We start from the raw sequence: 26,120 nt of genomic DNA, 5'->3' as shown, positions 1-26,120 counted from the left end.
CAGGGGCCGGGGTTATGCAGGGGGTCGACGGCTCACCTGAGGGGCCGCTCTTGGATCGTTCCAAGAAATGCCCTAGCGTGCTGGTCCGTGCGAGCGTTCCGACGATTCACCGTCCGTCCTGTCCTGCCCGAGCCCCTGGCGGCGCTGTCCGCCCTGGCCGGCAACCTGCGCTGGTCCTGGCACCCGCCCACCCAGGACGTGTTCTCCTCGATCGACCCCGAGCTGTGGCGCCAGGTCAAGTGCGACCCGGTGCGCTTCCTCGGCGCAGTCGGCCGTGAGCGGCTCGACGAGCTGGTCGACGACGCCGATTTCCGCAGCCGGCTCGACGCGGCCCACGCCGACCTGCAGCGCTACCTCTCCGAGGACCGCTGGTACGCCCGCAAGGCCGGCGACGACGCGCCGCGCGCCGTCGCGTACTTCTCCTCCGAGTTCGGCATCACGTCGGTGCTGCCGCAGTACTCCGGCGGCCTCGGCATCCTCGCCGGTGACCACCTCAAGGCGTCCTCGGACCTCGGCATCCCCCTGGTGGGCGTCGGCCTGTTCTACCGCCACGGCTACTTCAAGCAGGCGCTCGACCGCGACGGCTGGCAGCAGGAGAGCTATCCCGTCCTCGACCCCGACGAGCTGCCCCTGACCCAGCTCCGGGAGGCGGACGGCACACGCGCCACCGTCTCGATCGCGCTGCCCGACGGGCCCGACCTGGTGGCCCGGATCCTCGTCGCCCACGTCGGTCGCGTGCCGCTGCTGCTCCTCGACACCGACATCGAGGAGAACGGCGCCCACTACCGCGACGTCACCGACCGGCTCTACGGCGGCAACTCCGAGCACCGGCTGCGCCAGGAGCTGCTCCTCGGCGTGGGCGGCGTACGCGCCCTGCGGGTCTGGTCGCGCATCACCGGCGCCCCGGCGCCCGAGGTCTTCCACGCCAACGAGGGCCACGCCGGCTTCCTCGGCATCGAGCGCATCCGAGAGCTCACGGTCGACGAGGGCGGGCCGCACCTGGACTTCGACACCGCGCTCGAGGTCTCCCGCGCCGGCACGGTCTTCACGACCCACACGCCCGTCCCGGCAGGCATCGACCGCTTCCCCCGCGAGCTCGTCTCTCAGTACTTCGGGGGCAACTCGCCGACCCCGGGCGTGCCGGTCGACCGGGTCCTCGCGCTCGGCGCGGAGGACTACGACGGCGGCGACGCCGGCGTCTTCAACATGGCGGTCATGGGCTTCCGGCTCGCGCAGCGCGCCAACGGCGTCTCCGAGCTGCACGGCCACGTCTCGCGCGGCATGTTCAACGGCCTGTGGCCGGCCTTCGACGAGGCCGAGGTGCCGATCACCTCGATCACCAACGGCGTCCACGGCCCGACCTGGATCGCCCGGGAGGTCATCGAGCTGGCCGCGAGCCGCGGCGCCGACGTCGACGGCGACGACACCGACGCGCTGTGGCCGCTCGTCGACCAGATCAGCGACCGCGAGATCTGGGACCTCAAGCGCACGCTGCGCACGCGCTTCGTCGACGACGCGCGCGACCGGATGCGCCGCTCGGCGGCCAAGCGGGGCTACGCCGCGGCCGAGACGACCTGGATCGACAGCGCGCTCGACCCCGACGTGCTGACCATCGGCTTCGCGCGCCGCGTGCCGACGTACAAGCGGCTCACGCTGATGCTGCGCGACCCGGCCCGCCTCAAGAAGCTGCTGCTCGACCCGGACCGCCCCATCCAGCTCGTCATCGCCGGCAAGGCGCACCCGGCCGACGAGACCGGCAAGCGGCTCATCCAGGAGATGGTGCGCTTCGCCGACGACCCGGAGATCCGGCACCGCATCGCGTTCCTGCCCAACTACGACATCGCGATGGCGCAGCCGCTCTACCCCGGCTGCGACGTGTGGCTCAACAACCCGCTCCGCCCCTACGAGGCGTGCGGCACCTCCGGCATGAAGGCCGCGCTCAACGGCGGCCTCAACCTCTCGATCCTCGACGGCTGGTGGGACGAGTGGTACGACGGCAACAACGGCTGGGCCATCCCGTCGGCCGACGGCATCGAGGACCCCGACCGGCGTGACGACCTCGAGGCCAACGCGCTCTACGACCTGCTCGAGACCGATGTCGTCCCGCGCTTCTACGAGACCAACGACGAGGGCGTGCCCCCACGCTGGCTGGAGATGGTGCGCCACACCCTGAAGTCGCTCGGGCCCAAGGTGCTCGCGACCCGCCAGGTGCGCGACTACGTCCGCGAGCTCTACGCCCCCGCCGCGCACACCTCGCGCACCCTCAACTCCGACTACGCCGGGGCCCGCACCCTGTCGGGCTGGAAGCACGAGGTCCGTGCGGCGTGGCCCGGCGTGCGCGTCGAGCACGTCGACTCCGAGGGCGTGGGCGACCAGGCCGTCGTCGGCGCGACCCTCGCCGTCCGTGCCTGGGTGGCGCTCGGCTCGCTCTCCCCCGACGACGTCGAGGTGCAGGTCGTGCACGGGCGGATCGGCTCCGACGACGTCCTCACCGCGACCTCGGTGACGCCGATGCTGGTGGGGGAGTCCTACGACGGCAACCGCCACCGCTTCGACGCCGCCGTGCCGCTCGCGGTCTCCGGCCCGTTCGGCTACACGGTCCGCGTCGTCCCGCGAAACGAGTCGCTGGCCTCGGTCGCCGAGCTCGGGCTGGTGGCCGAGCCCGCCTGAACTGCCTGACATCTTCAGCGATCCCCGGGCGACCGGGGATCGCTGGACATGTCGGCCCGTGCACGGCCTGACATGTTCAGGGACCGACGCCCGGTCAGGCCGCCGAGCTCGTCGCGAGCGGGTTGGGCCGTCGGCAGCGGCAGGAGTCGCTGCACGGCAGGTAGGTGTGCGCGGCGTGGCCGCACCCCGGGCACGGCAGGTCGTGGCTGAGGTGCGTCCTGCTGGTCTCGACGGTGTCCCACATGGTGCGGCTCCTTCCGGTGCTCGTCGCTCCTCACAGCGTGCGCCTCTCCTGGCCGTCCCGCATCGGGGTTATTGCGTAGGTCGGCCTCGCCCCGGAAAGCCGTTGCCGCTCGGCCCCGTCGCGAGGACGATCGACCCATGCCCTCGACCGCTCCGCCCACCATCCTCGAGCCGTTCCTCGCCGCGGCCGATGCCGTGGCCTCGGCGAGAGCCGACGTCGACGTCGAGACCGCGCGCGAGCTGATGGCCGAGGCGGCGGGCATGCTGCACGACAGCCTGGCCCTCGACCACCTCGACGAGCACGACCTCCCGATCGCGGTCGCCGGGCTCGCCGCCGACCTGACGGCCCTCGACCCGGGCGCGGCGGTCCGCGCCCGAGCGGGAGCGGTGGGCGACCGGCCCGACCTCCACGACCCCGACGGCGTGCGCGGCGCCTTCCTCGTCTCGGCCCAGGTGCTCGGGCTCTGAGGACACCCGCCGCGCGCGCTCAGTCGTCGCGCAGGGCGGCGTGCTGGTCGACGTTGCGGACGTCGTCGGGCTCGGGCGAGTATCCGGTGTCCACGCCGGCCACCATGTCCTCCGCGCGCACGTCGGCGGGGAGGGTCGCGAAACGGGACTTGCGGGTGTCGTCAGGTGCTCCCATGAGGTGACTGTAGACCCGCCTGGGCCGGGTGTGGCTGCGGCTGCGTCAGCCGAAGGTGAGCCAGAGCCCGACGGCCGTGGGGACCACGGCGAGCAGCAGCCACGGCGAGACGATGCGCTTGCCGTGGATGGCGCGACCGACCGCGACGGCGAAGGCGCCGAAGATGCCGGCGATGACGTTGAGCCCGATCTTGGACGAGGTGGGGGCGTCGTCCAGCATCACGGCGGCCACGACGAGCCCGACGACGAGGTGCAGGATCGTCGTCACGGCCAGGGTCGACATCACCCAGCGCTGCACGCGGGCGAGGTCACGCGCGTCCTTCTCGGGGTCCGCGACGATCCGCCGTGGGGCGTCGAGGTCGAGCAGGTGACCGCGGCCCTTCTCCGTACGTCGGGCGGGAACGCTGCCGGCCATGCGAGCCTCTCTCACCGAATCGTTTGTCGTGACAACGATTGTTAGGCTAACGGAATGCCCGCGCCCAGCCGAATCGACGACCCGCTCGCTCTCGAGCGGCAGGTCTGCTTCGCCCTCGCCGTCGCCTCGCGAACGGTGATCTCGGTCTACCGGCCGGTGCTCGAGCCGCTCGGGCTGACCCACCCGCAGTACCTCGTCATGCTGGCGCTGTGGGAGGAGGAGCCGCTCTCGGTGACCGAGCTGAGCCGCCGCCTCGAGCTCGACCCCGGCACGCTGTCGCGGCTGCTCAAGCGGCTGGAGACGGCCGGGCTGGTCCGGCGCGACCGCAACCCGGCCGACGAGCGCAGCCTCGCGCTCGCGCTGACGCCCCGCGGGCGCGAGCTCCGCACCCGGGCGCTCGACGTGCCGGCCGCCGTGCTCGCACGCCTCGACATGGACGTCGACGAGCTCATGCAGCTGCGCGACCGGCTGACCGACGTCATCGGCGCCGCCAAGGCCGCGACAGAGACCCCCGCGCCCTGAGCCAGGTGCCGATGTCGGCCCGCAGGGTCCGCGACGTCGCAGACTGAGCACGTGCGATCAAGTGGGCAGCCGCGTGCCGGTGGAGGGTGGTGGTCATGACGACAGCGGACGACACCTTCGCCGCGTTCCTCGACACCCTGGCCGTGACCCTCGACATGGGCCACGAGGAGCGGGCCCGCCGGCTCCACCTGTCGCGCCACCACCTCGCGCGGGTGGTGTCCGCGGCGGGAGGTGAGCCTCCGGAGCGGATGCGCCGGCGCCTGCTGATGGAGCGCGCGGCCCACCGTCTCCTGACCAGCGACGACCAGGTGGTCGACATCGCCTTCGAGGCCGGCTTCGGCTCGCACGAGGCCTTCACGCGGGCGTTCGCGCGCGAGTACGGCGCTGCGCCGAGCCGCTGGCGTCGGCACCCCACCCGCACCCGGATCGAGGGTCCGAGCGGCGTGCACTTCCACCCGCCCGGCAGCCTGCGGCTGCCGACCTCACGAAAGGTGACCCCGATGGACCTGATGACCCGCATGATCGAGCACCACGTCTGGCTGACCGGCGAGATGATCGACCGGGCGACCCGGCTCACCGACGCGCAGCTCGATGCCCCGATCGAGGTGCCCATCGGCACCATCGACTGCGACATGACCATCCGCTCCGTGCTGGGCCGCCTCGTCGGGCAGCTGGCGCAGTGGAACACCGCCGTCGAGCAGCGCCCCTACGACTTCGCCCAGGAGCGGGGCAAGTCGCTCAGCACGTTGCGCCGCGAGCTCGCCGAGGAGGGCCCCGCCTTCCTCGAGCAGGTGCGCGCGACGGTCGCGGAGGGCCGTCTCGACGACACCTTCGTCGACGTCACCTGCGAGCCCCCGAAGGTCTTCACCTACGGCGGCATGGTGGCGCACGTGCTGACCTTCGCCGCCGTACGACGCCTCGTCGTGCTGGGTGCCTTCGAGAGCCTCGGCATCACCGACCTCGACGCCGGCGACCCGATGGAGTGGATGGGCGCCCCGGCCTAGGTCTCACGCAGCACCAGCACCGAGCGCGCCTGCAGCAGCATCGTCGCGCCCGCGACCACGGGGGTCCCCACGGCGATTCCGGCGTTGGTCGACAGCACCACCTCGCCGTGGTGGACCCACTGGTTGGCCGGCAGCGCCAGCTCGACGTCGTCGACGCCGGAGTTGAGCCAGATCATGAACGACCGGTCGCGCACCTGCTCGCCGTGCGGGCCGGGGGAGCGCAGCGGAGCCCCGTTGAGGAACATCCCGATGGTGCGGATGCTGTCGTCGTTCCAGTCGTGGACGGTCATCTCGCGACCGCTCGGGTGCACCCAGACGAGGTCCTTGATGCCGCCCTTGATCGTCGGCCGTCCCTCGAACCAGTGCCGCTGCCGCAGCGCGGGGTGCTCGCGTCGCAGCCGCAGCGCGGTCTTGGTGATCTCGTAGACGTCGAGCCACGCGTCGTCGGGACGCCAGTCGATCCACGACGTCTCGTTGTCCTGGCCGTAGGCGTTGTTGTTGCCACCTTGCGTGCGGCCGCGCTCGTCGCCGGCCGTGAGCATCGGGACGCCGCTGGAGAAGCAGAGCGTCGCCATGAGGTTGGCCGCCTGGCGCCGTCGCAGCCCGACGATGTCGGGGTCGTCGGTCTCGCCCTCGACGCCGCAGTTCCAGGACCGGTTGTTGTCGGTCCCGTCACGGTTGTCCTCGCCGTTGGCCTCGTTGTGCTTGTCGTTGTAGGACACCAGGTCGCGCAGCGTGAAGCCGTCGTGGGCGGTGATGAAGTTGACCGAGGCATAGGGGGAGCGGCCGTCGTCGGCGTAGAGGTCGCTCGACCCTGCCAGCCGCGTCGCCACGGTCCGTACGCCGCCGGAGTGACCGCGCCAGAAGTCGCGCACGGTGTCGCGGAACTGGTCGTTCCACTCCACCCACGGCGGCGGGAACTGCCCGACCCGGTAGCCGTCCATCGACGCGTCCCACGGCTCGGCGATGAGCTTCACGTGGCGCAGCACCGGGTCCTGGCCGATCGCGGTGAGCAGGTGGGAGCCCATGTCGACGACCTGGTCGGTGCGGGTCAGCGCGCTCATCAGGTCGAACCGGAAGCCGTCGACGTGCATCTCGGTGACCCAGTAGCGCAGCGAGTCGAGGATCATCCGCAGGCTCTGGGTGTGGGTGGCGTCGACGGTGTTGCCGCAGCCGGTGACGTCCCAGTAGCGCACCGGCTCGGGCTCGTGGCCCGGCTTCGGCGCCCGGGGCACGACGCGCTGGTAGTAGCCGCGGTCGTCGAGGCCGCGGAAGCTCAGCGTGGGCCCGCGGGGGCCGGCCTCGGCGGTGTGGTTGTAGACCACGTCGAGGATGACCTCGAGCCCGGCGAGGTGGAAGTCCTTGACCATCTGCTTGAACTCGGTGACCTGCTGGCCGCGGTCGCCCGAGGACGAGTAGGCGTTGTGCGGGGCGAAGAAGCACAGCGAGTTGTAGCCCCAGTAGTTGACCAGGCCGCGCTCGGCGAGGGCGGGCTCGGAGAAGAACTGGTGCACGGGCAGCAGCTCGACCGCCGTCACCCCGAGGTCCTTGAGGTAGTCGGTGACCGCCGGCGTCGCGAGGCCGGCGTACGTCCCCCGGAGCTCCTCGGGCACCCGGTCGTGCAGGGCGGTCATGCCCTTGACGTGCATCTCGTAGATCACGGTGTCGCGCCACCGCCGGTGCGGCGAGGTGTCGGGACCCCACTGGAAGTCGTCGTGGACCACCACGCTGCGCGGGACGTACGGCGCCGAGTCGAGGTCGCTGCGCGTCGCGGGGTCGTCGACCACGTAGCCGAAGATGGCCTTGTCGACGACGAGGTCCCCGGAGACCGCCTTGCCGTAGGGGTCGAGCAGCAGCTTGGCGGGGTTGAACCGCAGACCGGCCTCGGGGTCCCACGGGCCGTCGGCGCGGTAGCCGTAGCGCGTGCCGCGGGCCACGCCCGGGATGGCGCCGTGCCACACGCCCAGCGAGTGCTCGGTGAGGCGGTGGCGCGTCTCGAGCCCGTCGTCGTCGAAGAGGCACACCCACATCGCCCGGGCCTCGGGTGCGTAGACCGCGAAGTTGGTCGACTCCCGGGACCACGTCGCGCCCAGGGGGTGGTTGCGACCCGGCCAGACCGACATGGTCTCGCCGTCGTGCTGCCAGGCAGTGGTCGTCCAGGGGGGTGTCACGCGGGCCATTGTGGTCGCAACAGTGGCGCACGGCACAATGCGGCTCGCACCGCGCCACCCAGGTGCCGTCCACGACGCCGTCCCACGTGACAAGGAGCCACCATGGAGTTCGTCTCGATCGACGTGACCGATGGGGTCGCGGTCCTGCGCCTCGACCGCCCCAAGATGAACGCGATCAGCATCCAGGTGCAGGCCGACCTGCGCGAGGCCGCCGCCGAGCTCACCGAGCGCGACGACGTACGCGCCGTGGTGCTGTGGGGCGGCGAGCGCGTCTTCGCCGCCGGCAACGACGTCAAGGAGATGGCCGACCTGAGCTACTCCGACATGGTCAAGGTGTCCGCCTCGGTGAGCTCGGCCACCACCGCGATCGCCCGGATCCCCAAGCCCGTCGTCGCGGCCGTCAACGGGTACGCCCTCGGCGGCGGCTGCGAGCTCGCACTGGCGGCCGACCTGAGGTTCGCCGCGGAGGACGCCGTCCTCGGCCAGCCCGAGGTGCTGCTCGGCATCATCCCCGGAGCCGGAGGCACGCAGCGGCTCGCGCGGCTGGTCGGGACCGCCAAGGCGAAGGACATCATCTTCACCGGACGCTTCGTGAAGGCCGACGAGGCGCTGAGCATCGGGCTGGTCGACCGGGTCGTCCCCGCCGACCGGGTGCTCGAGGAGTCCGTGGCCTACGCCGCCCAGTTCAGCGGAGCGGCCGCGCTCGCGATCCGCGCCGCCAAGGAGTGCATCGACCGGGGCAGCGAGGTCGACCTCGACACGGGCCTGGAGATCGAGCGGCAGCAGTTCGCCGGGGTCTTCGCCACCGAGGACCGTACCCGCGGCATCACCTCGTTCGTTGAGAACGGACCGGGCAAGGCAACCTTCGTGGGCCGCTGAGCGGCCCCGACCGAGAGGAAGACGACCACGTGGCAACGAAGATCCGGGCGACGCTCGCCCAGCTGGTGTGGCTGGCGTGCGCGCTGGCGGCACTGCTGCTCGCAGTGGGGGCGCTGCTGATCGCTCTGGACGCCAACAAGTCCAACGACCTCGTCGCGGCCGTCCTGCGGGCCGCCTCGTGGGTCGACCTGGACGTGTTCTCCCGCCAGGACGGCATCAAGCAGTTCCGGGGCGAGGGCGCCCAGGTCAAGAACGCGCTCTTCAACTGGGGCCTCGGCGCGATCGCCTGGCTCGTGGTGGGGCGCGTCCTCTACCGCATCATCAAGCCCTGACCGGCCCGGCGACCGTGACAGTGCCACTGTGAGCGATGTGAGCGACTGCACCCGGATCGCCATTCCGGTCGGCGTTGACCGACCAGTAACCTCATAGCCACATCCGAGTGCACAGGAGGGGCCGCGAGGCCACACCACCATGAACATTGTTGTCTGTGTGAAGTACGTGCCGGACGCCACCGCCGACCGCAGGTTCGAGGACGACTTCACGGTCGACCGCGTCGGGGTCGATGGTCTGCTGTCCGAGCTGGACGAGTACGCCGTGGAGCAGGCGCTCCAGTTCCGCGAGAAGCGCGAGGGTGAGGAGATCACCGTCACCGCGCTGACCGTGGGACCGGAGAAGGCCGTCGACGCGGTGCGCAAGGCGCTGCAGATGGGTGCGGACTCCGGTGTCCACGTGGTCGACGACGCGATCGCCGGCTCGGACTACCTCGGCACCTCGCTGGTGCTTGCGAAGGCGGTCGAGAAGATCAAGGCCGACACCGGTGCCGACCTCGTGGTCTGCGGCATGGCGTCGACCGACGCCGCCGGATCGGTCGTCCCGGCGATGCTGGCCGAGCGCCTCGGCATGCCGCAGGTGACGCTGGCCTCGGTCGTGGAGTCGCAGGGCGACCAGGTCCGCATCAAGCGCGACAACGAGGGCTCGACCGAGGTCATCGGCGCGACCCTGCCGATCGTGCTGTCGGTGACCGACCAGTCCGGCGAGGCGCGCTACCCGTCGTTCAAGGGCATCATGGCGGCGAAGAAGAAGCCGCTCGAGACCTGGTCGCTGACCGACCTCGGTCTCGACGCCGACCAGGTCGGCCTGTCCGTGGCCTACACGCAGGTCGAGGACACCACCGCCCGCCCGCCGCGCACGGCCGGCGAGATCGTCACCGACGAGGACGGCTCGGGCGCCGGCGCGCTGGTCGACTTCCTCGCGTCCAAGAAGTTCATCTGAGGAGCAGCCAGAGATGTCTGAGGTTCTTGTTGTCATCGACCACGCCGAGGGCGAGGTCAAGAAGCCGACCTACGAGCTGCTGACGATCGCGCGCCGTCTCGGTGAGCCCGCCGCGGTGTTCTTCGGCTCGCCCGAGCAGGGCGACGCCGTGGCCGAGAAGGTGAAGAAGTACGGTGCCGCGAAGGTCTACGTCGTCGACGACGCGCAGATCAAGGGCTACCTCGTGGCCCCGAAGGCCGAGGCGCTGCAGCAGCTGGCCGAGAAGACCGGCCCGGCGGCGATCCTGCTGCCCTCGACGTTCGAGAACAAGGAGGTCGCCGGTCGCCTGGCGATCAAGCTGGGCTCGGGCCTGATCACCGACGCCGTCGACGTGCAGGAGGGTGGCGTCACCACGCAGAGCGTGTTCGCCGGCAACTACACCGTGCAGGCCAAGGTCACCACGGGCACGCCGATCATCACGGTCAAGCCGAACTCGGCCGCCCCCGAGGAGGCCGACGGCGCCGGTGCTGTCGAGTCGTTCGCCGCGACGATCTCCGACGTCGCGAAGACCGCCCAGGTCGTGGCCACCCAGCCGCGCCAGTCCACGGGTCGTCCCGAGCTGACCGAGGCCGCGATCGTGGTCTCCGGCGGTCGTGGCACCGGCGGCGACTTCGCGCCGGTCGAGGGCTTCGCCGACTCGCTCGGCGCGGCCGTGGGTGCCTCGCGTGCCGCGGTCGACTCGGGCTGGATGCCGCACGCCTTCCAGGTCGGCCAGACCGGCAAGACGGTCTCGCCGCAGCTCTACGTCGCCAACGGCATCTCGGGCGCGATCCAGCATCGCGCCGGCATGCAGACCTCGAAGACCATCGTCGCGGTCAACAAGGACCCCGAGGCCCCGATCTTCGAGCTCGTCGACTTCGGCGTCGTGGGCGACCTCCACACGGTCCTGCCCGCCGCGACCGAGAAGGTCAAGGAGCGCAAGGGCTGACCCCCGCACCCCGACAGCGAACGCCCCGGCCACCGGCCGGGGCGTTCGTCGTCCGGGCTCAGGCGCGGGTGCGTCGTACGGTCCACACGCCGTCCCGCTGGACGACCTGCACCGCGTATCCCGTCCAGCGGCCGTGGACGTCGAACCGGAACGGCAGCTCGCTGTTGGAGGAGTCGGCCCCGATGCAGTCGGCCGGGAAGGTCGGCAACCGGGTGCGCGACAGCGTCCGCCAGCCCTCGGTGGTGGACGCCTTGAGCACGGTGGGCCACTCGCGGTGCCGACCGGCCGAGGTGAGCAGGACCGCGGCGTCCGGGCCGTCGGGGACCACCACGTCGCACCGCCCGGTGACGCCGCCGGGCAGCGTCACCACCCCGAGCTCGGGCGAGACGACGTGGGTGCGGCTGCGACCTGGCACGGCGACGTAGCGCCCGTCGGGCGAGAGGCCGTAGGGGTGCCGGCCCATGCGCAGTGCCTGCCACGGGCCGCCGGCGCCGGTGGTGAGCACCATGTGGCGGCCGCTGCACGACACGGCTGCGATCACGACCCCGGGAGGGCGGGCCCACCAGTTGTCACCCCACCTGCAACGCCTCGTGCCGGCGTCGTACACAGTGGTCGCCGGGCCCCAGGCCTGGCGCACGGGGTCGTAGGTCTGGGCCCTGACGACGCGACCCCCCGTCGACCCGACGGCGTGGAGCGGCTGCCCGGGAGCGGTGAAGTAGCGCGTGCTCAGCCTGCCGTGTGCCTCGTCGAGGCCAGGGGCGGTCGCCGGCGCGATGGCGCTCACGGCCCACGGGGAGCTCGCGTCGGGTCGGGAGATGACGGTCTGGTGGCCCGGATCGGTGAAGTCGCCGTAGACGGTGGTGTCGGAGTCGACATTGGCGAAGTTGGTGTCCTGGCACGCGTTCCGGAGCGGCACCTCCTGGCGCGAGGGCGCCGCGTCGCCGGTCCGGGTCAGGACGAGCAGGCGGCACCGGCGCGGGGCCACGTTGGCGCCGTAGAGGTAGGAGACCTGGGCGTCGTCGGTGATCGTGGCGGTGGCGGTGTACTCCCGCCCGGGCGTCCTGAGCGCTCGACGCGTGAAGCCCTCGGGCCCCCACGTGACGTAGCCGCCGGACTCCAGCCACACGCCCCGGCTGCCGTCGGGGGAGATGCCGGGCTCCTCGTAGGCCTCGCCCTCCAGCTCGTACGCCGACCAGCTCACCGTGTCGGCCGAGTGGAGCGCGACGGACGCGACCGGCGCCTGGTCCTCGGACCAGCTGCCGCGGTCGCACTCGGCGAGCACGACGACGGCGCCGTTGGCGGTGCGGGCCCGGACGTCGCCGCAGGAGAGACGCTTGCGCTTCAGCACGACCGAGCGCTCGCCCCAGACCCCGGTCCCGGCCTCCTGGCGGCGGGCCCACACCGCGCGGTGGTCCTCCGCGGCGTACACCCGCAGGAGGTCGCCGTCGGCGAGGGTGAGCTCGACCCCGCCGGGGATCTCGAGAGGGAGCTCCGCCGACGGCGCCCAGACCCGCGCTTCAGGTGGGGCCGCCCCGCCCGCGGTCGAGCCGGTCAGGACAGCCGTCGTCGTCGCCAGCGCGACGATCACCCCCGTGATGCGAGACATGGCGTCACCCTAGGCGCGCCCGTCCTACGCTGGACAGCATGAGCAGTGACGAGGCAGTGCGCGAGGTCGCCAGCCGTGCCCGGACCGCCAGCCACGAGCTGGCCACGGCCACGCGGGCCACCAAGGACGCGGCCCTGCACGCCATGGCCGACGCCCTGCTCGCGTCCGCGCCGGAGGTCCTCGCGGCCAACGCCGAGGACGTCGCCCGTGCGGAGGCCGGTGGCACGCCGGCCAACATCGTCGACCGCCTCCGGCTCGACGTCTCCCGCCTGGAGGCGATGGCCCAGGGCCTGCGCGACGTCGCCGCCCTGCCCGACCCCGTGGGCGAGGTGCTGCGCGGCAGCACGCTGGCCAACGGGCTCGAGCTGCGCCAGCTGCGGGTGCCCTTCGGCGTGGTCGGGATGATCTACGAGGCCCGCCCCAACGTCACCGCCGACGCCGCGGGGATCTGCCTGAAGGCCGGCAACGCGGTGCTGCTGCGCGGCTCCTCGAGCGCCCGGTCGAGCAACGCCTCGATCGTCGCCGCGATGCGCGACGCGCTGGCGGGCAGCGGCCTGCCGGAGGACGTCGTACAGCTCGTGCCGGGGGAGACTCACGACTCGGTGAAGGCGCTGATGCGCGCCCGCGGGCTCGTCGACGTGCTCATCCCGCGCGGCGGAGCTGGCCTGATCCGCAGCGTGGTCGAGGAGTCGACCGTGCCGGTGATCGAGACCGGGGTCGGCAACTGCCACGTCTACGTCGACGCCTCGGCCGACCTCGAGCAGGCCCTGGCGGTCGTGCTGAACTCCAAGACCCACCGCACCAGCGTCTGCAACGCCGCCGAGTCGCTGCTCGTGCACCAGGACGTCGCCGACGAGTTCCTCCCGACCGTCGTCGAGGCGCTCCAGGCGGCCGGGGTGCTGATCCACGGCGACAGCGCCTTCGCGGAGTACGACGACGTGGTACCGGTGACGGACGAGGACCACGCGGCCGAGTTCCTGGCGCTGGAGATCTCCGCGGCCGTCGTGGCCGACGTCGAGGGGGCCATCGCCCACATCCGCCGCTGGTCGTCCGGCCACACCGAGGCGATCCTCGCCCGCGACCAGGCGACCATCCGGCGCTTCGTCGCCGCGGTGGACTCCGCGGCCGTGATGGTCAACGCCTCCACGCGCTTCACCGACGGCGGGGAGTTCGGGTTCGGTGCCGAGATCGGGATCTCCACGCAGAAGCTGCACGCCCGCGGCCCGATGGGACTGCCGGAGATGACGTCGAGCAAGTACGTCGTGGTCGGCGAGGGCCACGTCCGGTGACCCGACGGCGGTGCCGGTAGGGTGAGCGCCATGCTGAGCACCGTCATCACGCTGGCCGCCGAGGCCGAGAGCGAGCCTGCCGTCCACCCCTACGTCGTGGGTGCCATCGCCCTGGCGCTGCTGCTCGTCCTGCTGCTCGCCGTGGTCTCCTTCGGTGGCGGTCGCGAGCACAGCTGATCTCGTGACCGGTCCCGTGGGGCAGCGCCGCATCGGGGTGATGGGCGGCACCTTCGACCCCATCCACCACGGCCACCTGGTGGCTGCCTCCGAGGTGCAGGCCTGGTTCGACCTCGACGAGGTCGTCTTCGTGCCCACCGGCGACCCGTGGCAGAAGAGCGACCGTGACGTCACCGGGGCCGAGCACCGCTACCTGATGACGGTGGTCGCGACCGCCGCGAACCCGCGCTTCTACGTCTCCCGTGTCGACATCGACCGCGCCGGCAGGACGTACACGATCGACACCCTGCGCGACCTCAAGGCCGAGATGCCCGACGCGGAGCTGTTCTTCATCACCGGCGCCGACGCGCTCGCCGACATCTTCACCTGGCGCGACGCCGAGGAGCTCTTCGAGCTCGCCAACTTCGTCGGCTGCACCCGTCCCGGCTACGAGATGGATCCCGCGGCGCTCGCGAGGATCCCGTCCGAGCGGGTCACCATGGTCGAGATCCCGGCCCTGGCGATCTCCTCGACCGACTGCCGCGAGCGCAAGCGGCGTGGTGAGCCCGTCTGGTACCTCGTGCCCGACGGCGTCGTGCAGTACATCGCCAAGCACGACCTCTACACCACCAGCCCGACCACGGGCTCGACCACCGGCTCCACCACCAGCTCCACCACCAGCAAGGACACTGCATGACTGCCACCGACCACGCCCTCGAGCTCGTCGCCGTCGCGGCCCAGGCCGCACACGACAAGAAGGCCGACCAGGTCCTGGCCTTCGACGTCAGCGACCAGCTCGCCATCACCGACGCCTTCGTGCTGGCCAGCGCCAACAACGAGCGGGCGGTCGGCGCCATCGTCGACGAGGTGGAGGACAAGCTCCGCGAGGTGGGTGCCAAGCCGATCCGGCGCGAGGGCCACAAGGAGGGGCGCTGGGTGCTCCTCGACTACGGCGAGATCGTGATCCACGTCCAGCACGAGGAGGAGCGGTCCTTCTACGCCCTCGAGCGACTCTGGAGCGACTGCCCGCTCATCCCGCTGACCCTCGCGTGAGGCGCCTGGTCCTGCTCCGCCACGGCCGCACGGAGTGGAACGACACCGGGCGCGCGCAGGGCCACGCCGACGTACCCCTCGACGCGGTCGGCGAGGCGCAGGCCGAGGCCGTCGCGCCGGTCCTCGCCGCCCTGTCGCCAGTCGCGGTGTGGTCCTCCGACCTCGCCCGCGCCGCCGGCACGGCCGCGGTGGTGGCGGCCGAGGCCGGTCTCGAGCCGGTGCTCGACCCGCGCCTGCGCGAGTTCGACGTGGGCCCGCACCGCACGGGGCTGACCAACGAGCAGTACGCCGCTGCCCACCCCGAGGAGCACGCGGCCCTGGTGGCCGGCGACCTCGCGGCCGTCCCGGGGCGGGAGACCCCGGCCGACGTGCTGGCACGCTTCCTGCCGGCCCTGACGTCGTGCGCCGACGCGCTGGGCGAGGGTGAGACCGGGATCGTCGTCTCGCACGGCGCCGCCACGCGCGTCGCCGTGCCGGCCTTCCTCGAGTGGGGCGCGGAGGTCGGCGAGTCCCTCGGGGTGCTGGCCAACTGCGGCTGGGTCGTGCTCGAGCACGCCGCGTCCACGTGGACCGGGGGCATCGAGCGCTGGCGGCTGACGGCCTGGAACCGGGTCGCCGGGTGAGCGACCGCGCCCGCGAGGTCGACGTGGAGCTGAGCCGGCAGCTCGCGAGGGTGATGGACGACGCCGTCACCGTGCCCGGGACGAGGATCGGCATCGGCCTCGACGCCCTGATCGGCCTGGTGCCGGGCATCGGCGACGCCGTCGGCAGCGCCCTGTCCGGCGTGATCGTCCGCGACGCGATCCGGGCTCGGGTCCCCATGGCGGTGCTCGCCTGGATGGGTCTCAACCTCGTCGTCGACGCGCTGCTGGGCCTGGTCCCGGGCGTCGGCGACCTCCTCGACGTCGCCCACCGGGCCAACCGCAAGAACCTCCGCCTGCTGCTCCGCGAGATCGAGCGCCAGCCCCTCCGCGAGCCCCCGAGCAGGGCGTACGTCGTCGGCGCGGCTGCCCTGATGCTGGTCCCGGTCCTCGCCGGACTGGCCGCGACGGTGCTCGGGATCTGGCTGCTCTGGCGCTGGCTGACCTGATCGCGACGGACCGGGGGACCCCGATTTCACCTCCGTGGAGGCGTCCGCTAATGTTTCCGGCTGTTGGGGCTGTGGCGCAGCTGGTAGCGCATCTGCATGGCATGCAGAGGGTCAGGGGTTCGAGTCCCCTCAGCTCCACCAATGCAGGAGGCCCGCGAGAGATCGCGGGTCTCCTGCCATTTCAGGGTGCGCCGACCTGCCCGGGGCGAGCGGGGGTCCCCGATGTCGTCCGCACCGGTCCAGAGCGGGTGGCGTCGGCGAGTCGGCGTTGGCGAGGGGGCGGTGGCACCATGTGCTCATGACCGCGACCGACGTCCCCACCAGCAGCACCCCGGCCGTCTCCGCGCGCACGGCCGCGCACATCGAGGCGACCGAGCGCTATGCCGCGCACAACTACCACCCGCTGCCCGTGGTGCTTGCCGAGGGCGACGGCGCGTGGGTCGTCGACGTCGACGGCAAGCGCTACCTCGACTGCCTCGCGGGCTACTCGGCGCTCAACTTCGGCCACTCCAACGAGCGTCTGGTCGCGGTCGCGCGCGAGCAGCTGGGCAAGCTGACGCTGACCAGCCGCGCGTTCTTCAACGACAAGCTGAGCGGCTTCGCCGAGGCCCTGTGCCGGCTGACCGGCAAGGACATGATCCTGCCGATGAACTCCGGCGCCGAGGCGGTCGAGACCGCCATCAAGGTCAGCCGCAAGTGGGGCTACGAGGTCAAGGGCGTGCCTGCCGGGCAGGCCACGATCATCACAATGGAGGGCAACTTCCACGGCCGCACGACCACCATCGTCAGCTTCTCCGACGACGAGGTGGCCACGTCGGGCTACGCGCCGTTCACCACCGGCTTCCGCGGGGTCAAGTACGGCGACATCGAGGCGGTGGCGTCCGCGATCGACGAGACCACGGTGGCGGTCCTCTTCGAGCCGATCCAGGGCGAGGGCGGTGTCGTCATGCCGCCCGAGGGCTTCCTGCGCGACCTCCGCGCGCTGTGCACCGAGCGCAACGTGCTGATGGTGGCCGACGAGATCCAGTCCGGCCTGGCGCGCTCGGGCAGGACGTTCGCCTGCGACCACGAGGACGTCGTCCCCGACATCTACATCATGGGCAAGGCGCTCGGCGGCGGCATCTACCCCGTCTCCGCGATCGCGGCCGACCGCGAGGTCATGGACGTCATCACCCCCGGCTCCCACGGCTCGACCTTCGGCGGCAACCCGCTCGCCGCCGCCATCGGCACCGAGGTCGTCGCGATGCTCGAGGAGGGCACCTTCCAGGCCCGCTCGACCGAGATCGGCGCCCAGCTCGAGGCGGGCTTCGGGCCGCTCATCGGCAAGGGCCTCTCCGACGTCCGCGTCCGCGGCGCCTGGGCCGGCATCGACATCGACCCGTCGCTCATGTCGGGTCGTCAGATGTCGGAGGCCCTCATGGCGCGCGGGATCCTCGCCAAGGACACCCACGGCTCGACGGTCCGCTTCGCCCCGCCGCTGGTCGCCAGCGACGACGACATCGCCGGCCTCGTCACCGCGGTCACCGAGATCCTCACCGCCGCCCGCTCCTGACCCCGGTGCGGGCCCGCTTCGACCACCTGGTCGTCGCCGTCGAGGACCTCGACGAGGCGGCCGACCGCTGGCGTGCGGCCGGGCTGGCGGCGGAGCGCGGGGGAGCGCACCCGGTCGGCACGGAGAACGTCCTCGTCCGCGGGCCGGCGCCGGCCTATGTCGAGCTGATCGCGGCCGGGTCCGAGGAGTCCAACCCCTGGCTGGACCGGGTCCGCGCGGCGCGCGGCCCGATCTCCTGGGCGGTCGCGGTCGACGACCTCGACGAGGCACGCACGGCGCTGCTCGCGGCCGGCTTCGAGCCCGACCCGCCGGTGCCCGGCTCGCGCCGCACCCCGGCCGGCGAGCTGCTCGAGTGGCGCGTCTGCGACGTCGGCCCGGGACCGTACGACGGGTCGCTCCCGTTCCTGATCGAGTGGACCACGCCGATGCCCGCGGGCCCTGCGGACGGCCCCGTGCTCGAGTGGGTCTCCCTGACGCCGTCCGACCCCGACCGTGTCGCCGCCCTGCTGGTGGCGCTGGGTCTCACGGGTGACCGCCACTTCCCGCGGCGGGTGTTCCCCGACCGCGACGGGGTCTCCGTCACGCTGCTTCCGCTCGGCGAGCCCGAGCATGCCGACGAGGCGGTGTGGGTCCGGTTCGAGAGCGACGAGGCGCAGCCACCGGTCTCGGTCGTCGTTGCGACCGCCCACGGTGAGGCGACCACCCTCGTGCTCGACGAGGTCGAGGTGTCGACGCGTCCGGACCGACGCCGGTTCGCCGCCACCGCGCTCCTCCCCGCGGTCGACGCGGCCTTCGAGCGACTGCGCGGTGACCTCGCCGACTGGCCCGCCCCGCGCCCCGACGGGAGCCCGCCACTGGACGAGGAGTACTCCCGCTGCGCGGACCCGGACAAGTACCGCCTGCTCGCGGTCAGGGCCGACGCCTGGGTCGAGGCGATCGTCGCGAGCGGCCTCGGCGCCGCGCGCGCCGTCGACCCGCCGTCGGTGCAGTGGGCGGGCGAGCGCGTCATCGTGCCGAGCCGGGAGACGGTCGTCGAGGGACGACCCGGCACCCAGCCGATCGCCGTCGGCATCGGACCCTCGCGGCAGGCGGACGAGGCGTTCGTGCAGGTCGGCGTCGGGCAGCCGGCCGAGGTGCTCGGCCTCCAGCCCGACTGCGGCTGCGACGCCTGCGACACCGGCTCGGCCGACCTGCTGGACACCCTCGACAACGCCTTCGTCCTCGCCCTGAGCGGCGGCGTGTACGTCGTGCGCCGGGGCGACCGCGTCGTACGTCGGTCGCTGGACGGGTGGAGCGCTACCGGCGGCGTCGCCGAGGGCGACGCCGAGCGCTGGCTGGCCGAGGCCGCGGCAGGACGGCGTACGGACGGGGTCGTCGCGGGCGAGCCCTGGGTCAACTGAGCCGGGCCACCACCCCGTCGAGACCGGCCGCCAGCGCCGCCTCGAGCGGTGTCGCGCCCTCGAGCGGCGAGCGGAGCGTGGGGGAGGCCCCGCGGTCGAGGAGCAGCACCGCGACGTCGTCGTGACCCTCCTCGATGGCCGCGACCAGTGCGGTCGACTGCAGCTCGGGATGGATGAAGTCGACGTCCACGCCCGCGTCGAGGTGGTGCTCGACGAGGTCGACGTCCCCGGCGCAGGCCGCGGCGAAGAACGCCTTGTAGTCCCCGTGGGACATCAGGCGATGGTGAGCCCGCCGTCGACCGGGATCGTCTGCCCGGTGACGTAGCCCGCCGCGTCGGACGCCAGCCACACCGCGGTCGCGGCCAGCTCGCGCGGGTCGCCCTTGCGGCCGGCCGGGACGCGGGTCATCACGCTGTCGAGGTAGCCCTCGGGGTAGGTGGCGGTCATCTCCGAGGAGAAGAAGCCCGGCGCGAGGGCGTTGACGCGGATGCCCTTGCGGCCCATCCACTGCTGGGCGAGGTCGCGGGTGAGCCCGCCGAGGCCGGCCTTCGAGGCGGAGTACGCCGCCTGCGGCAGGCCGCCGGTCGTGAGGCCGAGGATCGAGGAGATGTTGACGATGCTCGACCCGGGCTGCATGACGCGGCCGCACGCCTGGGCCATCCAGTAGCAGCCGTTGAGGTTGACGTCGATGACGGAGCGGAACTGCTCGGGCGTCTCGCGGGTGGCCGGGACGGCAGTGCCGACACCGGCGTTGTTGACGAGCACGTCGACCCGGCCGAACTTCGCCATCGCCTCGTCCACGAGCCGCTGGCACTGGTCGGGGTCGGCGACGTCGGTCGCGACCGTGTGCACCCGCCGGCCGGTCGAGCGGACGGAGTCGGCGACCCGCTCGAGCTTCTCGACCCGGCGCGCTCCGAGCACGACGTCGGCGCCGGCCTCGGCGAAGCAGTGGGCGAACGCGACGCCCAGCCCGCTGGAGGCGCCGGTGACGATGACGACCTTGTCGTCGAGGCGGAAGAGATCCATGACGCTCATGCTCGGGACCCTAGGACGTGCCGCTCGTCACCTGCGTCGCGGGGGTCGCCGGTGCGCGCGGCAGGTCACGGACCGAGCGCGAGCAGAGCACCAGCGCGACGACGGCGACGTAGGCGACGGCCGAGGCGACCAGCACGGGCTGGAAGCCGAACGCCACGGCGAGCGGCCCGAACGCGAGCTGGCCGATGGGCATCGCGACGAACGAGCCCAGGGCGTCGTACGAGTAGGCGCGCGACAGCATGCCGTCCTCGATGTTCTCCTGCATCGCCAGGTTCCAGCCCATGCCGAAGACCTCGGTGCCGGCGCCCGCGAGGAAGGCCGCCGTGACCAGGCCCACGAGGTGGGGCGAGACGCCGAGCAGGAGCAGCGGCGGCGCCATCATGGCGACGCCCAGCATGCCCAGCAGCAGGGGCCGCTCGAGGCGTACGCGCAGCAGGACGACCGTCGTGAGCAGCAGGCCGGCGGCCTCGGCCGACAGCACGTACCCCCAGCCCTGCCGACCGATGGTGTCGTCGGCGACCGCCGGTCCGAGGGTGAACCACGCGCCCGCGTGGATCGCGTTGAGCACGCCGAAGCCGACGACGACGATCCACAGCCACGGTGTGGCCCAGAAGAAGGACCAGCCCTCGCGGAGCTCGCGAATGGTGTCGGGCGCCTCGCCCCGCGGTGGACGGGCGGGCAGGCGCACGGGGGTGAGCAGCAGCGCGGCGAGCAGCCAGGTGGCGGCATCGACGGCGAGTGCCCAGCCCGAGCCGACGGAGACCACCAGGAGGGCGCCGACCGTCGGCCCGAGCACCATCATCCCGTTGCGGGTCAGGGACACGAGGGCGTTGGCCGGCTGGAGGTCCGAGCGCTCCACCAGCTGCGGCAGGACGCTGGCCATCGCGGGGAACCCGACGCCGGACACGACGCCGTGGACGATGGACAGGGCGACCAGCATCCAGATCTCCGCCTCGCCCGTCAGCACCAGCACGGCGATGGCGCCCTGGCTGACCGCGGAGGCGAGGTTGGAGAACTGCAGGACCAGGGTGCGCGGGAGGCGGTCGGCGATCACGCCGCCGTAGAGCAGCAGCGCGATCATCGGGATCGTGTGGGCGGCGAGCACCTGGCCGAGCGCGGTGGGGGAGTCGGTGATGTCGAGGACGGCGAACGCGAGCGCGATGCTCGCCATCATGTTGCCGAGCGTGTTGACGAAGCGCGAGGCGAAGTACCACGCGAAGTTGCGGTTGCGCAGGGGAGCGACCGCGGCGGACCAGGTCATCGTTCGTCTTCCTCTCGCGGCACCCAGCGAGCGGCCTCGCCCTCGAGGCCACCGGTCATGGTGAAGGCGTTGTGCGTGACGCTGACGTGCACGGTGTCGGGCGTGCCGGCGGGACGGGCGGCGGCGTGCAGCAGGTGCGAGGCCTCGTGGAGGAGGTCGAGGGCCCGGTGCCACGTCTCCACCGGCACCCACGCCTCGAGGTCGCTGGACGAGCCCGAGCCGCGGGTGGCCTCGTGCAGGCGGCGCTCCACCTCCATGGCGTTGGCCCGGGCGTAGGCGATCCGGTCGTCGACCTGGCTGGAGCGGTCGGCGACCTCCCGCGTCGCGTCGTAGCGGTAGCGCTTGGCGACCCCGCCGCGGATCTTCTCCTCGCTCTCCACCACGAGCTCGCCCACGTCCTGGAGCTGGCGCAGGTGGTAGGACGCGTTGGCGTGCGTGAGGTCGAGCGCGCGCGCGACCTCGGCGGCGCTCATCGCCTCGGCGGTGAGCAGCGACAGGATGCGCAGCCGGACCGGGTGCGCGGTCGCGCGCAGCCGGGCCACGGCCTGGGGATCGGTCTCGTCCACTTCCACCCTCCAATGGTTGTTGGACAGTAGTGTGCGCCGTCTCGCGGCGTACTGTCAAACACTTGTTGGGCGGTGGTGGGCCGTGGTGTCTGCCCGCCTTGGGAGGGGTAGTCAAGGGTGAGGTGGTCGTGCTGGGGGCCGGACAGGACCATCTGACCCTTGACTACCCCGCGCCGGGGCCGGGGGGCGGGGGAGAGCGCCCGGACCCACCCCTGAGGGCACCCTGGCTCGACCCCGGAAGGGGATGAATCCCGCCTCCCCGCGTGCTTGGCTTGTCATCGACAAGGCGCGGGCACCCGGCCCGCGAAGGAGTGAGTGAGATGTCCGACCAGTACCCCACCGACCCGCACCAGGACGAGCCGACTCGGGCCTACGGCCAGCAGCCGGAGAGCGCCTACCGCGCGACCCCGACGACGATGTCGCCGCAGGACGAGCGCACGTGGGGCGCGATCAGCCACGCCGGCGCCGTGGTCGCGATGATCTGCTCGGCCGGCTTCCTCGGGTTCCTGGCGTCCATCGCGGTCTACGTCGTCTACAAGGACCGCGGGCCCTTCGTCCGCGCCCACGCCGCCAACTCGATCAACGTCCAGATCTCGATGTTCATCTGGCTCGTGGTCGCCGCGGTGCTCTACGTGGTGCTCGGCGTCATCACCCTCGGCATCGGCTTCGTCGTCTTCCTGCCGGTCTTCCTCGTGCCCCCGGTCGTGGCCGGCATCCTGCACGTCATCGGCGCGGTCAAGGCCTACAACGGCGAGTGGTGGAGCCCGCCGCTCACGCCGCAGATCGTGCGCTGACCCTCACGTGAGCCTGCGCAGGACCTCGTCCTGCCAGGCGAACGCCGCCCGGGCCCGGGCCGCCAGGTCGGGCCCGGGCAGCAGCGCCTCGACCCGCTCGGCCATGCCCGGGGGCAGGTCGGTGCGCAGGTAGCGCAGCCCGAAGTCGTGGCGGGCCGGGCAGTGCTCGATGCGCAGCAGCCGCACCAGCGGCTCGACGGCAAAGCGCAGGTGCAGCGACGTGGCCTCGGCCAGGTCGCCGCGCGCGATCGCCCGCTCCACGAGCCACGCCCCGGTCTGCCGCCGCGCGGCCGTCTGCTCCACCGCCTGCGCGCGCTGCGCCTGCATCTGCGCCTCGTCGTCGTCCTCCAGGACCAGCAGCCCGCCCGGGTCGTGAAGGACCAGCGGTACGCCGTGGCGGCGGGCGTCGATCGTCAGCCGCTCCGGCATGGTCTGGACGACGACGTCGAGCAGCCGGGTCGGCCGGCTCAGGTCCGCCGCGTCGGGCTGCAGGTGCACGAAGCACTGCCGCCCCGTGGGCCACGTCGCCTCCGGCAGCTCCCACACGTGGTCGACCGGGAGCTCGTCGCGCGCCAGGCCCAGGAGGGCGTCGTACGACGCCGCGGCCTCGCCGTCGCACCACGCCTCGACGTCGAGGTCGGAGTGCTCGTCCCAGCCGCCGGTGACCGCCGAGCCGTTGACCACGACCACCCGCAGCGCGGGGACGCGGTCGGGGAGCGCGGCGAGGAAGGCGAGGACGTCGTCGTAGCGGCTGAGGTCCGGCTGGTCGGTCTGGTCGGGACTGGCGTCGGGCACGGGATGAGTATGCGACGCCGGAGGCGCTACCATGGGCGCATGCGGTCGCAGATCCTGCTTCTTCGACAGCCGCGCTGACTCACCGTCCAGGCAGTCATCGCGGCACCCCTCCATGCGTGAGGGGTTTTTTCATGTCGGGAGCCGGACACACAGGAGCGAGAGAGATGAACCCCGAGCAGAGCACCCACGGCGAGACCACCTACGACATCGAGGCCACCGAGACGAAGTGGCAGCGCGTCTGGGAGGAGCTGCAGCCCTTCCGGGCCGACGACGACAGCCCGCGCGAGAAGCGCTATGCGCTGACGATGTTCCCCTACCCGAGCGGCGACCTGCACATGGGGCACGCCGAGGTGTTCGCGCTGCACGACGTGGTCGCGCGCTACTGGTGGCAGCGCGGCTACGAGGTGCTGAACCCGATGGGCTTCGACTCCTTCGGCCTGCCCGCGGAGAACGCCGCGATCCGCAACGACGAGCACCCCGACACCTACACGCGCGCCAACATCGCGCGCTCGATCGAGTCGTGCAAGAGGTACGCCGCGTCGTTCGACTGGTCGCGCACCTTCAACACCTCCGACCCCGGCTACTACCGCTGGACGCAGTGGTTGTTCCTGGAGCTGTACGAGCGAGGCCTGGCCTATCGCAAGAACAGCCCGGTCAACTGGTGCCCGCAGGACCAGACGGTCCTGGCCAACGAGCAGGTCGTCGGCGGCATGTGCGAGCGCTGCGGGGCGGAGGTGACCAAGAAGGAGCTGACCCAGTGGTACTTCAAGATCACCGACTACGCCCAGGAGCTGCTGGACAGCCTGGACGAGCTGGAGACGACCTGGCCCGACCGCGTCGTCACGGCGCAGCGCAACTGGATCGGCCGCTCCGAGGGTGCGCACGTCGACTTCGCCGTCGAGGGCCGTGAGGAGCCGGTCACCGTCTACACGACGCGTCCCGACACGCTGTTCGGCGCAACCTTCATGGTGGTGGCGGCCGACGCGGCGCTGGCCTCCGAGCTGGTCACCGAGGAGCAGCGACCGGCGCTCGAGGACTACCTGGTCGAGGTCCGCAAGGAGACCGAGATCAACCGGCTGGCCACCGACCGAGCCAAGACCGGTGTGTTCCTGGGCGTGCACGCGACCAACCCGCTGACCGGTACCCGCATCCCGGTGTACGCCGCCGACTACGTTCTGGCCGACTACGGCACCGGTGCGATCATGGCCGTCCCCGGCCAGGACCAACGCGACTGGGAGTTCGCCGAGGCGTTCGACCTGCCGGTCGTCCGCACGGTCCAGCCGCCCGAGGGCTGGGAGGGCGAGGCCTTCACCGGAGACGGTCCGGCGATCAACTCCGCCAACGACGAGATCGACCTGTCCGGGATGGGCGTCGCGGAGGCCAAGACCACGACGATCGCCTACCTGGAGCGAAAGGGCCTGGGACGAGGCACGGTCAACTTCCGCCTGCGCGACTGGCTGGTGAGCCGCCAGCGCTTCTGGGGCCCGCCGATCCCGATCATCCACTGCCCGGTCGACGGTGAGGTGCCGGTCCCCGCCGACCAGCTGCCGGTCACCCTGCCCGACCTGCGCGGTGCCGACCTGAAGCCCAAGGGCACCTCGCCCCTGGGCGGGGCGACCGACTGGGTCCAGGTCGAGTGCCCGACCTGCGGCGGCCCCGCGACGCGCGACACCGACACCATGGACACCTTCGTCGACTCGTCCTGGTACATGTTCCGCTACTGCTCGCCGCACGACGACACCCAGGCGTTCGACAGCGACAAGGTCAACGCGTGGATGCCGTGCAACCTCTACGTCGGTGGCGTCGAGCACGCCGTGCTGCACCTGCTCTACGGCCGCTTCATGACCAAGGTCCTCAACGACATGGGCCTGGTCGACTTCCGTGAGCCGTGGGCGGCCCAGCTCAACCAGGGCTTCGTGATCAACCAGGGCAAGAAGATGAGCAAGTCCCTGGGCAACGGCGTCAACTTGGGCGAGCAGCTGGCGGCGTTCGGGGTCGACTCGGTGCGTCTGACGCTGGTCTTCGCCGGCCCGCCCGAGGACGACATCGACTGGGCCAACATGTCGCCGGACGGATCGCTGCGCTTCCTCCAGCGGGCCTGGCGCCTGTCGGGCGACGTCACCTCGGCCCCGGGCGTGGACGTCACGACCGGCGACCTCGCGCTGCGGCGTACGACCGCGCGCACCGTGCATGACGCGGCCGAGCTGGTCGAGACCTACCGCTTCAACGTCATGGTCGCCCGGGTGATGGAGCTGGTGAACGCGACTCGCAAGGCCATCGACTCCGGCTGCGGGCCGGCCGACCCGGCGGTGCGCGAGGCGACGGAGGCGGTGGCGATCCTGCTGTCCCTGGTCGCGCCCTACACGGCCGAGGAGATGTGGGAGCGGCTCGGCCACCAGCCCACCGTCGTCCGGGTCGGGTGGCCCGAGGTCGACGAGGCGCTGCTGGTCGAGGACTCGGTCACCGCGGTCGTGCAGGTCAGGGGCAAGGTCAAGGCCCGCCTGGAGGTGGCACCCGACATCAGCGACGCCGACCTGGAGGCGGCCGCGCTGGCCGACGCCGGCGTGCAGCGGGCGATCGACGGCGCGACCGTGCGCAAGGTGGTCGTGCGCGCGCCCAAGCTGGTCAACATCGTCGTCTGACCCGGTCGCGATCCACGTACGACGAACCGGCCCCGCGGCACTGCTGCGGGGTCGGTCGTCGCACGTCGTCAGGCTGGGTCAGGCCGGGTCGGCCTG

General features: G+C 72.1%; 28 protein-coding genes and 1 tRNA gene. 19 read left to right on the top strand and 10 right to left on the bottom strand.

Features of this window, described 5'->3' with window-relative positions:
• Positions 1 to 87: 87 nt before the first annotated feature.
• Positions 88 to 2,670, top strand: coding sequence for an alpha-glucan family phosphorylase (gene glgP / locus NCI01_RS09690; protein ID WP_254181281.1), 2,583 nt, complete (start codon positions 88 to 90; stop codon positions 2,668 to 2,670).
• A gap of 94 nt (positions 2,671 to 2,764) precedes the next feature.
• Here glgP and NCI01_RS09685 read toward each other — a convergent pair whose 3' ends face one another.
• Positions 2,765 to 2,914, bottom strand: coding sequence for a hypothetical protein (locus NCI01_RS09685; RefSeq protein WP_254181280.1), 150 nt, complete (start codon positions 2,912 to 2,914; stop codon positions 2,765 to 2,767).
• Between the two features lie 137 nt (positions 2,915 to 3,051).
• On the opposite strand from NCI01_RS09685, the gene NCI01_RS09680 reads away from it, so the two are divergent.
• On the top strand, positions 3,052 to 3,381 hold the full coding sequence (locus NCI01_RS09680) for a hypothetical protein (RefSeq protein WP_254181279.1): 330 nt from the start codon (positions 3,052 to 3,054) through the stop codon (positions 3,379 to 3,381).
• Positions 3,382 to 3,400: 19 nt separating this feature from the next.
• On the opposite strand, the gene NCI01_RS09675 is transcribed toward NCI01_RS09680, so the two are convergent.
• Both NCI01_RS09675 and NCI01_RS09670 read right to left on the bottom strand, forming a co-directional pair.
• Positions 3,401 to 3,556, bottom strand: coding sequence for a hypothetical protein (locus NCI01_RS09675; RefSeq protein ID WP_254181278.1), 156 nt, complete (start codon positions 3,554 to 3,556; stop codon positions 3,401 to 3,403).
• A gap of 45 nt (positions 3,557 to 3,601) precedes the next feature.
• Positions 3,602 to 3,970 carry a hypothetical protein gene (locus NCI01_RS09670; RefSeq protein WP_254181277.1) on the bottom strand — a complete coding sequence of 123 codons (369 nt, stop codon included), beginning with the start codon at positions 3,968 to 3,970 and terminating at the stop codon, positions 3,602 to 3,604.
• A 54-nt stretch (positions 3,971 to 4,024) separates the two neighbouring features.
• Between NCI01_RS09670 and NCI01_RS09665 the strand changes: the two genes are divergently transcribed.
• Together NCI01_RS09665 and NCI01_RS09660 are read left to right on the top strand one after the other, a co-directional pair.
• Complete coding sequence (locus tag NCI01_RS09665; RefSeq protein WP_254181276.1) at positions 4,025 to 4,492, top strand: MarR family winged helix-turn-helix transcriptional regulator; 468 nt, start codon at positions 4,025 to 4,027, stop codon at positions 4,490 to 4,492.
• 95 nt (positions 4,493 to 4,587) lie between these two features.
• A complete protein-coding gene (locus tag NCI01_RS09660) occupies positions 4,588 to 5,496 on the top strand; it encodes a helix-turn-helix domain-containing protein (protein WP_254181275.1) in 909 nt (302 codons plus the stop codon).
• Here NCI01_RS09660 and glgX read toward each other — a convergent pair.
• Positions 5,493 to 7,667, bottom strand: coding sequence for a glycogen debranching protein GlgX (gene glgX, locus NCI01_RS09655; RefSeq protein WP_308213207.1), 2,175 nt, complete (start codon positions 7,665 to 7,667; stop codon positions 5,493 to 5,495). The two genes, NCI01_RS09660 and glgX, sit on opposite strands and share 4 nt — an antisense overlap.
• Positions 7,668 to 7,769: 102 nt before the next feature.
• Between glgX and NCI01_RS09650 the strand changes: the two genes are divergently transcribed.
• The 4 genes from NCI01_RS09650 to NCI01_RS09635 all read left to right on the top strand — a co-directional run bounded on the left by NCI01_RS09650 (position 7,770) and on the right by NCI01_RS09635 (position 10,785).
• Positions 7,770 to 8,546, top strand: a complete 777-nt coding sequence (locus NCI01_RS09650; protein WP_254181274.1) for an enoyl-CoA hydratase/isomerase family protein — start codon at positions 7,770 to 7,772, stop codon at positions 8,544 to 8,546.
• A gap of 29 nt (positions 8,547 to 8,575) precedes the next feature.
• Positions 8,576 to 8,878, top strand: a complete 303-nt coding sequence (locus NCI01_RS09645; RefSeq protein ID WP_254181273.1) for a hypothetical protein — start codon at positions 8,576 to 8,578, stop codon at positions 8,876 to 8,878.
• A gap of 139 nt (positions 8,879 to 9,017) precedes the next feature.
• Entirely contained in the window at positions 9,018 to 9,818 is an 801-nt protein-coding gene (locus NCI01_RS09640; protein ID WP_254181272.1) for an electron transfer flavoprotein subunit beta/FixA family protein, read from the top strand.
• Positions 9,819 to 9,831: 13 nt separating this feature from the next.
• Positions 9,832 to 10,785 carry an electron transfer flavoprotein subunit alpha/FixB family protein gene (locus tag NCI01_RS09635; RefSeq protein ID WP_254181271.1) on the top strand — a complete coding sequence of 318 codons (954 nt, stop codon included), beginning with the start codon at positions 9,832 to 9,834 and terminating at the stop codon, positions 10,783 to 10,785.
• Positions 10,786 to 10,843: 58 nt separating this feature from the next.
• Here the strand turns inward: NCI01_RS09635 and NCI01_RS09630 are convergent, their stop codons facing one another.
• Entirely contained in the window at positions 10,844 to 12,391 is a 1,548-nt protein-coding gene (locus NCI01_RS09630; RefSeq protein ID WP_254181270.1) for a hypothetical protein, read from the bottom strand.
• 38 nt (positions 12,392 to 12,429) lie between these two features.
• On the opposite strand from NCI01_RS09630, the gene NCI01_RS09625 reads away from it, so the two are divergent.
• The 9 genes from NCI01_RS09625 (at position 12,430) to NCI01_RS09585 (ending at position 18,931) form a co-directional block, all read left to right on the top strand.
• Positions 12,430 to 13,680, top strand: a complete 1,251-nt coding sequence (locus tag NCI01_RS09625) for a glutamate-5-semialdehyde dehydrogenase (RefSeq protein ID WP_254181269.1) — start codon at positions 12,430 to 12,432, stop codon at positions 13,678 to 13,680.
• 30 nt (positions 13,681 to 13,710) lie between these two features.
• Positions 13,711 to 13,857, top strand: coding sequence for a hypothetical protein (locus NCI01_RS09620; protein ID WP_172258884.1), 147 nt, complete (start codon positions 13,711 to 13,713; stop codon positions 13,855 to 13,857).
• 4 nt (positions 13,858 to 13,861) lie between these two features.
• Positions 13,862 to 14,533, top strand: coding sequence for a nicotinate-nucleotide adenylyltransferase (nadD, locus tag NCI01_RS09615; protein ID WP_308213206.1), 672 nt, complete (start codon positions 13,862 to 13,864; stop codon positions 14,531 to 14,533).
• Complete coding sequence (gene rsfS, locus NCI01_RS09610) at positions 14,530 to 14,889, top strand: ribosome silencing factor (protein WP_254181268.1); 360 nt, start codon at positions 14,530 to 14,532, stop codon at positions 14,887 to 14,889. Before nadD ends, rsfS begins: the two co-directional genes overlap by 4 nt.
• Positions 14,886 to 15,512: a histidine phosphatase family protein gene (locus tag NCI01_RS09605; protein ID WP_254181267.1), complete on the top strand. Its 627-nt coding sequence runs from the start codon at positions 14,886 to 14,888 to the stop codon at positions 15,510 to 15,512. The genes rsfS and NCI01_RS09605 overlap by 4 nt, the downstream gene beginning before the upstream one ends.
• Positions 15,509 to 15,979 carry a DUF4112 domain-containing protein gene (locus NCI01_RS09600; RefSeq protein WP_254181266.1) on the top strand — a complete coding sequence of 157 codons (471 nt, stop codon included), beginning with the start codon at positions 15,509 to 15,511 and terminating at the stop codon, positions 15,977 to 15,979. Before NCI01_RS09605 ends, NCI01_RS09600 begins: the two co-directional genes overlap by 4 nt.
• A gap of 65 nt (positions 15,980 to 16,044) precedes the next feature.
• Positions 16,045 to 16,120: transfer RNA gene (locus NCI01_RS09595), tRNA-Ala, on the top strand.
• 157 nt (positions 16,121 to 16,277) lie between these two features.
• A complete protein-coding gene (rocD, locus tag NCI01_RS09590) occupies positions 16,278 to 17,531 on the top strand; it encodes an ornithine--oxo-acid transaminase (protein ID WP_254181265.1) in 1,254 nt (417 codons plus the stop codon).
• 5 nt (positions 17,532 to 17,536) lie between these two features.
• Positions 17,537 to 18,931: a DUF6226 family protein gene (locus NCI01_RS09585; protein WP_254181264.1), complete on the top strand. Its 1,395-nt coding sequence runs from the start codon at positions 17,537 to 17,539 to the stop codon at positions 18,929 to 18,931.
• Here NCI01_RS09585 and NCI01_RS09580 read toward each other — a convergent pair.
• Genes NCI01_RS09580 through NCI01_RS09565 form a run of 4 tightly spaced genes read right to left on the bottom strand, consistent with a single transcriptional unit; the run spans position 18,924 to position 21,799 of the window.
• Positions 18,924 to 19,205 carry an ankyrin repeat domain-containing protein gene (locus tag NCI01_RS09580; RefSeq protein WP_254181263.1) on the bottom strand — a complete coding sequence of 94 codons (282 nt, stop codon included), beginning with the start codon at positions 19,203 to 19,205 and terminating at the stop codon, positions 18,924 to 18,926. The genes NCI01_RS09585 and NCI01_RS09580 overlap by 8 nt on opposite strands.
• Complete coding sequence (locus NCI01_RS09575; protein WP_254181262.1) at positions 19,205 to 19,966, bottom strand: SDR family NAD(P)-dependent oxidoreductase; 762 nt, start codon at positions 19,964 to 19,966, stop codon at positions 19,205 to 19,207. The genes NCI01_RS09580 and NCI01_RS09575 overlap by 1 nt, the downstream gene beginning before the upstream one ends.
• Positions 19,967 to 19,976: 10 nt before the next feature.
• Entirely contained in the window at positions 19,977 to 21,227 is a 1,251-nt protein-coding gene (locus tag NCI01_RS09570) for an MFS transporter (protein ID WP_254181261.1), read from the bottom strand.
• Complete coding sequence (locus tag NCI01_RS09565; protein WP_254181260.1) at positions 21,224 to 21,799, bottom strand: helix-turn-helix domain-containing protein; 576 nt, start codon at positions 21,797 to 21,799, stop codon at positions 21,224 to 21,226. Before NCI01_RS09565 ends, NCI01_RS09570 begins: the two co-directional genes overlap by 4 nt.
• 314 nt (positions 21,800 to 22,113) lie before the next feature.
• Between NCI01_RS09565 and NCI01_RS09560 the strand changes: the two genes are divergently transcribed.
• Complete coding sequence (locus NCI01_RS09560; protein ID WP_254181259.1) at positions 22,114 to 22,587, top strand: DUF4870 domain-containing protein; 474 nt, start codon at positions 22,114 to 22,116, stop codon at positions 22,585 to 22,587.
• Positions 22,588 to 22,590: 3 nt separating this feature from the next.
• Here NCI01_RS09560 and NCI01_RS09555 read toward each other — a convergent pair whose 3' ends face one another.
• A complete protein-coding gene (locus NCI01_RS09555) occupies positions 22,591 to 23,382 on the bottom strand; it encodes a hypothetical protein (RefSeq protein ID WP_254181258.1) in 792 nt (263 codons plus the stop codon).
• A 164-nt stretch (positions 23,383 to 23,546) separates the two neighbouring features.
• Between NCI01_RS09555 and leuS the strand changes: the two genes are divergently transcribed.
• Positions 23,547 to 26,024 carry a leucine--tRNA ligase gene (gene leuS, locus NCI01_RS09550; RefSeq protein WP_254181257.1) on the top strand — a complete coding sequence of 826 codons (2,478 nt, stop codon included), beginning with the start codon at positions 23,547 to 23,549 and terminating at the stop codon, positions 26,022 to 26,024.
• Positions 26,025 to 26,120: the final 96 nt, after the last annotated feature.

It is taken from the genome of Nocardioides pinisoli (genome assembly GCF_024199985.1).
GTDB lineage: Bacteria > Actinomycetota > Actinomycetes > Propionibacteriales > Nocardioidaceae > Nocardioides > Nocardioides pinisoli.
This window is presented reverse-complemented; position numbering and strand designations above follow the sequence as displayed.

Coding starts and splice junctions, on each gene's coding strand:
- NCI01_RS09640 (WP_254181272.1), top strand. CDS start 9,018: ATGAACATTGTTGTCTGTGTGAAGTACGTGCCGGACGCCACCGCCGAC.
- NCI01_RS09665 (WP_254181276.1), top strand. CDS start 4,025: ATGCCCGCGCCCAGCCGAATCGACGACCCGCTCGCTCTCGAGCGGCAG.
- NCI01_RS09570 (WP_254181261.1), bottom strand. CDS start 21,227: ATGACCTGGTCCGCCGCGGTCGCTCCCCTGCGCAACCGCAACTTCGCG.
- NCI01_RS09685 (WP_254181280.1), bottom strand. CDS start 2,914: ATGTGGGACACCGTCGAGACCAGCAGGACGCACCTCAGCCACGACCTG.
- NCI01_RS09630 (WP_254181270.1), bottom strand. CDS start 12,391: ATGTCTCGCATCACGGGGGTGATCGTCGCGCTGGCGACGACGACGGCT.
- NCI01_RS09620 (WP_172258884.1), top strand. CDS start 13,711: ATGCTGAGCACCGTCATCACGCTGGCCGCCGAGGCCGAGAGCGAGCCT.
- NCI01_RS09675 (WP_254181278.1), bottom strand. CDS start 3,556: ATGGGAGCACCTGACGACACCCGCAAGTCCCGTTTCGCGACCCTCCCC.
- NCI01_RS09560 (WP_254181259.1), top strand. CDS start 22,114: ATGTCCGACCAGTACCCCACCGACCCGCACCAGGACGAGCCGACTCGG.
- rocD (WP_254181265.1), top strand. CDS start 16,278: ATGACCGCGACCGACGTCCCCACCAGCAGCACCCCGGCCGTCTCCGCG.
- rsfS (WP_254181268.1), top strand. CDS start 14,530: ATGACTGCCACCGACCACGCCCTCGAGCTCGTCGCCGTCGCGGCCCAG.
- NCI01_RS09625 (WP_254181269.1), top strand. CDS start 12,430: ATGAGCAGTGACGAGGCAGTGCGCGAGGTCGCCAGCCGTGCCCGGACC.
- leuS (WP_254181257.1), top strand. CDS start 23,547: ATGAACCCCGAGCAGAGCACCCACGGCGAGACCACCTACGACATCGAG.
- NCI01_RS09680 (WP_254181279.1), top strand. CDS start 3,052: ATGCCCTCGACCGCTCCGCCCACCATCCTCGAGCCGTTCCTCGCCGCG.
- NCI01_RS09635 (WP_254181271.1), top strand. CDS start 9,832: ATGTCTGAGGTTCTTGTTGTCATCGACCACGCCGAGGGCGAGGTCAAG.
- NCI01_RS09670 (WP_254181277.1), bottom strand. CDS start 3,970: ATGGCCGGCAGCGTTCCCGCCCGACGTACGGAGAAGGGCCGCGGTCAC.
- NCI01_RS09660 (WP_254181275.1), top strand. CDS start 4,588: ATGACGACAGCGGACGACACCTTCGCCGCGTTCCTCGACACCCTGGCC.
- NCI01_RS09575 (WP_254181262.1), bottom strand. CDS start 19,966: ATGAGCGTCATGGATCTCTTCCGCCTCGACGACAAGGTCGTCATCGTC.
- NCI01_RS09580 (WP_254181263.1), bottom strand. CDS start 19,205: ATGTCCCACGGGGACTACAAGGCGTTCTTCGCCGCGGCCTGCGCCGGG.
- NCI01_RS09650 (WP_254181274.1), top strand. CDS start 7,770: ATGGAGTTCGTCTCGATCGACGTGACCGATGGGGTCGCGGTCCTGCGC.